This window comes from Roseivivax sp. CAU 1761, assembly GCF_054482755.1.
The window spans coordinates 71,061-77,060 of sequence record NZ_JBTLRM010000006.1 but is presented as its reverse complement, the minus strand read 5'-3'; the positions used below and the strand labels follow the sequence as shown (position 1 = coordinate 77,060).

General features: G+C 69.8%; 5 protein-coding genes and 1 pseudogene. 3 read left to right on the top strand and 3 right to left on the bottom strand.

Features of this window, described 5'->3' with window-relative positions; translation table 11 throughout:
• Window positions 1-192, top strand: a pseudogene (locus tag ACXYMW_RS05895) (methyltransferase); the annotation flags it as partial.
• 122 nt (window positions 193-314) lie between these two features.
• A complete protein-coding gene (locus ACXYMW_RS05890) occupies window positions 315-491 on the top strand; it encodes a YdcH family protein (protein ID WP_459034442.1) in 177 nt (58 codons plus the stop codon).
• Between the two features lie 429 nt (window positions 492-920).
• Here ACXYMW_RS05890 and ACXYMW_RS05885 read toward each other — a convergent pair whose 3' ends face one another.
• Complete coding sequence (locus ACXYMW_RS05885; RefSeq protein ID WP_459034366.1) at window positions 921-1,355, bottom strand: DUF1489 family protein; 435 nt, start codon at window positions 1,353-1,355, stop codon at window positions 921-923.
• 102 nt (window positions 1,356-1,457) lie between these two features.
• Here ACXYMW_RS05885 and ACXYMW_RS05880 point away from each other — a divergent pair, with 102 nt between their 5' ends.
• Window positions 1,458-3,956, top strand: a complete 2,499-nt coding sequence (locus ACXYMW_RS05880; RefSeq protein WP_459034365.1) for an adenosylcobalamin-dependent ribonucleoside-diphosphate reductase — start codon at window positions 1,458-1,460, stop codon at window positions 3,954-3,956.
• A 607-nt stretch (window positions 3,957-4,563) separates the two neighbouring features.
• Here the strand turns inward: ACXYMW_RS05880 and ACXYMW_RS05875 are convergent.
• The gene (locus ACXYMW_RS05875) at window positions 4,564-5,349 is read right to left on the bottom strand and encodes an ion transporter (protein WP_459034364.1); all 786 of its coding nucleotides are present in this window, start codon (window positions 5,347-5,349) and stop codon (window positions 4,564-4,566) included.
• 407 nt (window positions 5,350-5,756) lie between these two features.
• Window positions 5,757-5,987 carry a DUF1127 domain-containing protein gene (locus tag ACXYMW_RS05870; protein ID WP_459034363.1) on the bottom strand — a complete coding sequence of 77 codons (231 nt, stop codon included), beginning with the start codon at window positions 5,985-5,987 and terminating at the stop codon, window positions 5,757-5,759.
• Window positions 5,988-6,000 lie beyond the last annotated feature (13 nt).

The window sequence follows — 6,000 nt, the reverse complement described above, 5'->3', positions numbered from 1 at the left end:
CCCCCCCCCCCCCCCCCTCCCCCCCCCCCCCCCCGGCTGGTGCTGGTGCGCGGCGTCAAGGGCGGCCGCGCCGCGTTCCGCCTGGCGCCGCCGTTCGTCCTGCATGCCGGCGCCGCGCATCTCCGCGACGGCGAGGATTACGCCCCCGCGGTGACGGCGATCTTGCGCGACGGCGGGGCATTGCCCATCTGAAGAGAGCGCCGCAAGATTCGGTCGCGAAAACTGGCCGAATTTGAATCATCGACCCCGGAAGGCGTGACTTTCGGTCGCGGCTGTGCTGCAATCCGGGGATCGTTCACCGAATGGAGGTCGCCATGAGCTTGAGTTCGCATCTGCAGGAACTGAAGAAGAAGCACCAAACCCTGTCGGAAAGGGTGGAGGCCGCACAGCGCGCCCCCGGTACGGACGGCCTGCACATTGCAGAACTGAAAAAGCAGAAATTGCGCCTGAAGGAGGAGATCACGCGCCTGTCGGCGCCGCGGATGCACTGATTGCAGGCGCCGGGGATTGGCGCCGCGGCCCGCCCGGGCGCCGATCGACCCGGCATCTGAACGACCCGAACGACCCGCGCATCGCCGCGGGTCGTGTTGCGTGCGGGGGGTGGTTTTTCGGGCGGGCAGGGGGCACGGCCCCGCAATCGCCCCGGAGCCGACGCCCGCACGGCTGCCGGGACCGGGCGCGGGCGGACACCATCGGGAACAACGCCGCCGCCGCCGCAGTCCGGCTCCGATCGGCCCGCGCCGGGGCGCCGATCACGCCGCCGGCCTGAACCGCGCTCGGCGACGATCGGGCGGGCACGTCGGGCGGGCGTAGCGCAGGGCATGCCGCCCGGATCCGGCCCCCGCCCGGCCGATCGGATCACGCTGACGGCGAAGGGTCCGGACGGCGGCAGCGGCGGTCGGGCCGGCACGCGGCGAGGCTCAGATCACGCCCATCTCGGCCAGCGCCCCGGCCAGTTCCGGCGGCAGCGTCTCCTCGGCCTGGCGCCGCGAATCGAGGTCGCGCGGCGCGTCGGCCTCCTCGAGGTAGCGCCAGCCCTGGAAGGCCCGCCGCGGCACCGGGGTGACGCGCAGCAATTCGGGATCGAGGATCAGCTCGCAGCGCCGGATGCCGTCCGCGCGCACCACCTCCTCGAACCGCAGCACCCGCTGGCGGGCCTGGATCAGGCCCTTGATGACCCAGAAGATCGACCCGCCTGCGGTGATCTCCGCCTCGCGTTTCGGCCACATTCGCGTGACGTGGCGCGGATGGCCGTCGGCGCCCCGCGCCGGCGCCGAGGCCTGCCAGCGTGCGAGGCTCTCGACCGAGTCGGTGCCGGCGCTGAGTTTCAGAAGATGGCAGATGCGATTCGGCATGGATTCTCCAGGCTCTTGGCCGTATATTGTAGAGCCCCGGTTCGGGGCTGCAAACTGTAGTGGGGCGCCCCCTTTGTCCCGCGCCGCGCCAGGAGGGTTCGCATGACCCGTTTCTCCGCTCCCATCGCCGAACAGATCTGGGACATGAAGTACCGATTCAAGGCCGCCGATGGCACCCCCCTCGACGACAGCGTGGAGGCGAGCTGGCGCCGCGTCGCCCGCGCCCTGGCGGCGCCCGAGGCCGATCCCGGGCACTGGGAGGAGCGCTTCTACGCCGCGCTCGAGGATTTCCGCTACCTGCCCGCCGGCCGCATCCTCGCCGGCGCCGGCACGGCGCGGTCGGTGACGCTGTTCAACTGCTTCGTCATGGGCACCGTGCCCGACAGCATGGGCGGCATCTTCGACATGCTGAAGGAGGCCGCGCTGACCATGCAGCAGGGCGGCGGCATCGGCTACGATTTCTCCACCATCCGGCCCAAGGGCGCCGCGGTCTCGGGCGTCGCCGCCGACGCTTCGGGGCCGCTCTCCTTCATGGATGTCTGGGACGCCATGTGCCGCACCATCATGTCGGCCGGCTCGCGGCGCGGCGCGATGATGGCGACGATGCGCTGCGACCACCCCGACATCGAGGCCTTCATCGCCGCCAAGGCCGACGGCGCGCGGCTCAGGATGTTCAATCTCTCGGTGCTGGTCACCGACGCGTTCATGCGGGCGGTGGACGAGGACGCCGCCTGGGATCTGAGCTTCGGCGGCAAGGTCTATCGCAGCCTGCCGGCGCGCGATCTGTGGAACCGGATCATGCGCGCCACCTACGATTACGCCGAGCCGGGCGTGATCTTCATCGACCGCATCAACCAGAAGAACAACCTCGCCTATTGCGAGACCATCTCCGCCACCAATCCCTGCGGCGAGCAGCCGCTGCCGCCCTACGGCGCCTGCCTGCTGGGCTCGGTCAACCTGGCGCGGCTGGTCAGCGACCCGTTCACTGATGCCGCCCGGATCGACGAGGCGGCGCTCGACGATCTCGTCGCCACCGCGGTGCGGATGATGGACAACGTGGTCGACGTCTCGCGCTTCCCGCTGCCCGCCCAGGCCGAGGAGGCGCGGCAGAAGCGCCGCATCGGGCTCGGCGTCACCGGGCTGGCCGACGCGCTGCTGATGAAGGGGCTGCGCTACGGCTCCGAGGAGGCAGCGCGCCAGACCGAGCGCTGGTTGCACCGGATCGCCCGCGCCGCCTACCTGGCCTCGGTGCATCTGGCGCGCGAGAAAGGCGCCTTCCCGCTCTTCGACGCGGAGAAGTTCCTTGCCTCGGGGACCATGCAGGACATGGACGAGGACGTGCGCGAGGCGATCCGCGCCCACGGCATCCGCAACGCGCTCCTGACCTCGATCGCGCCCACCGGGACGATCTCGCTCTATGCCGGCAACGTCTCCTCGGGGATCGAGCCGGTCTTCGCCTATGCCTACCGCCGCAAGGTGCTGCAGAAGGACGGCAGCCGCACCGAGGAGGAGGTCGTCGACTACGCCGTGCGGATGTGGCGCGAGCGGAACGGCGACGCCCCCCTGCCGGAGCATTTCGTCAACGCCCAGACCCTCGCGCCTGCGGATCACGTGCGCATGCAGGCGGCGGCGCAGCGCTGGGTCGATTCCTCGATCTCCAAGACCATCAACGTGCCCGAGGACATCGCCTTCGACGCCTTCAAGGACGTCTATCTTCAGGCCTGGCAGAGCGGCTGCAAGGGCTGCACGACCTACCGCCCGAACGAGGTGACCGGGAGCGTGCTCAGCGTGGGGGAGGACACGGCAAAGAATGCTCAAATGCTCGGTACCGCAGGCGAGCGTCTGAAATGGGCGCGAAAGAAGATTGGGCTTTCGCAACGCCAGCTCGCGTCTCAGTCATCAGTGAATGCGACCTACATAGGGAACATCGAAGCTGGCGGAGAAATGAGCCGTAACGCCGCGCAAGACTTATCAGCCACCTTGAAAGTTTCGCCCGGTTGGCTGCTGTTCGGTGACCACGCGCCCGCCCCCGAAGCCGTCGCCACCCCCGCCGCCGAGCCCGAGCGCCCGCATGGCGACGTGGTCTACATGTCCGAGCCGCTGGACCGCCCCGAGACCCTCGAGGGCACCACCTACAAGCTGAAATGGCCCGACAGCGAACACGCCATCTACATCACCCTGAACGACATCGTCGTGGCCGGGCGCCGGCGGCCCTTCGAGGTCTTCATCAACTCGAAGAACATGGAGCATTTCGCCTGGACCGTGGCGCTGACCCGGATGATCTCGGCGGTGTTCCGGCGCGGCGGCGACGTGAGCTTCGTGGTCGAGGAGCTGAAGGCGGTCTTCGACCCGCGCGGCGGCGCCTGGGTGCAGGGCCGCTACATCCCGTCGATCCTCGCGGCGATCGGCGGCGTCATCGAGCAGCACCTGGTGGCCATCGGTTTCCTCGAGGCCGAGGGCATGGGCCTGAAATCCGACCCCCGCGCCGCCACCGCCCCCGCCGCCCGCGGCAAGGCCTGCCCGTCCTGCGGCCAGTACGAGCTGCGCATGCTCGAAGGCTGCCTCACCTGCGCCGCCTGCGGGCACTCGAAATGCGGCTGACGGGCGGGGTCATTTCCTGAGGCACACCTCCGATCCGGCCATCGGACCCGGTCCGATGGCCATTTGCCAGCCAGGTCGTGGCCCTTCGCCGAGGACGGGAGCCTCGCATCGGGCCCTCACCCATCCTCCAACTGCTGAGAGCAGGCCTTCTGCGCAGGGCAAAAGGCACTGCTCCGCTGTAGGCGGGGATCATCCTGCGCGGACTGTCGGCAAGAGACGTGGATGAGGTCTCCCGCGCTTCGTCCGAGGTGAGGGCGGTCCACGCCGGCAATCGCGATCTTGCCGGGCTCGACCCGAGCTCCGTCCTGCACCGAGATGGTCCGGGCAGCGCTGATCCCGGCGATCCTCCCCGTCGCCAGTGTGGTCTTCATGGCCGACGCGAGGGTGTGGCGCTGCGCCATGGGTGCGCTGCCGACGCTCGCCGCGCGCCTCGAGCAGGGCGACCGCTTGGCGCCCGTCGCGGTGCCAATCGATCCTGGGATCGCGCCGGGCCCGCGCGGCTCTTCATCGCCTGGCGTCGCGGTGATGGCGCCGCCCACGCCGCCGGTGACGCTCGCCGCCCCTGCCGGCGCGGCGCTGGCCCAGTCCGACCCGGGAGGACCGGAGCTCAGTCGGTCCGCGGTCCGCGCTCCGCCATGCGCCGTTCGATGGCGTCGAGACGGCGGAGCACCTCGTCGCGGTAATCCTCGGTCGCGGCGTTCGATTCCTGCGCATGGGCATCCTGCATGCTGTTCACGATCAGGCCCACGACGAGGTTCACCACCGCGAAGGTCGTCACCAGGATGAACGGCACGAAGAACATCCAGGCATAGGGATAGGTCTCCATCACCGGACGGACGATGCCCATCGACCAGCTTTCCAGCGTCATGATCTGGAACAGCGAATAGGCGGAGTGGGGGATCGAGCCGAACCAGTCCGGGAAGGCGTCGCCGAAGAGCTTGGTCGCCATCACCGCGGCGATGTAGAAGATCAGCGCCATCAGCAAAAACACCGAGGCCATCCCCGGCAGTGCCGAGACGAAGCCCTCGACCACCCGGCGCAGCGTCGGCGCGACCGAGATGATCCTGAGCAGCCGCAGGATGCGCAGCGCGCGCAGCACCGACAGGCCCTGGGTCGCCGGCACCAGCGCCACGGCGACGATGGCGAAGTCGAAGACGTTCCAGCCGGAGCGGAAGAACGAAGTCCCGCGGGCGAAGATCTTGAGCGCGATCTCGATCACGAAGATCGACAGGCAGAGGGCGTCGAGGAGGATGATCAGCTCGCCGGCCGCCGCCATCGCGGCCTCGGACGTCTCCAGCCCGAGAACCACCGCGTTGAACAGGATCACGCCGGTGATGAAGTTGCGCGTGCCCGAGCGGTCGAGCGTCTCGGCGACAGACTTGCGGATCGACATGCCGATCTCCGTTTCCAGACCCGGCGTCTCTATGCGTATGGTCGCGGAGCGATACAAGGCCCGTCCGGCGGGCGGCTCCGGTCGCCTATGCGCCGGCGGTGCGCCGGCGCCGAGGCGCGCGGGGAATGTCGGGCCTCGCGGGGGGAGCCACGGGGCGGCGCTGCCCTTCAGCCGTCACCGGCACGTCCAGGGCGCGCGGGCCGGCCGCCGTTCGTCCCCATCCGCGCGGGCCGGCCGTGCTGGCCGCTGCGCAGCGCGGGCGCCGCCGGCGACCCGGGGCAAGACGCTTGCTCGGGTGAAACGGCAGCACCGGCGCCGCAGGGCGCGGCGCCGGTGCTGATGACGTCATCCGTCGGGCGCGGGAAGCCCCGGGCCCCGCCTCAGCGGAGCCCCGGGGCCACGGCGACTCAGATGTAGAGCACGTCGGAGAAGACGTGGCGGACAATGTCCTCGCGCTTCAGGCCGCGGGCGGCCAGTTCGGCGTCGGACATGGCGCTCAGGCGGTTGACGCGGCGCACCCGGTGGTTGCTCTCGGCGATGCTGACGAAACCGTTGCCGATGGCGGTCAGGATGCGGGTGAAGAACTTTCCGCGGGAATCCTGCGAAGCGGTCTGGGCGTGAAAATCGGTGGCCGACATGTGACTGTCTCCT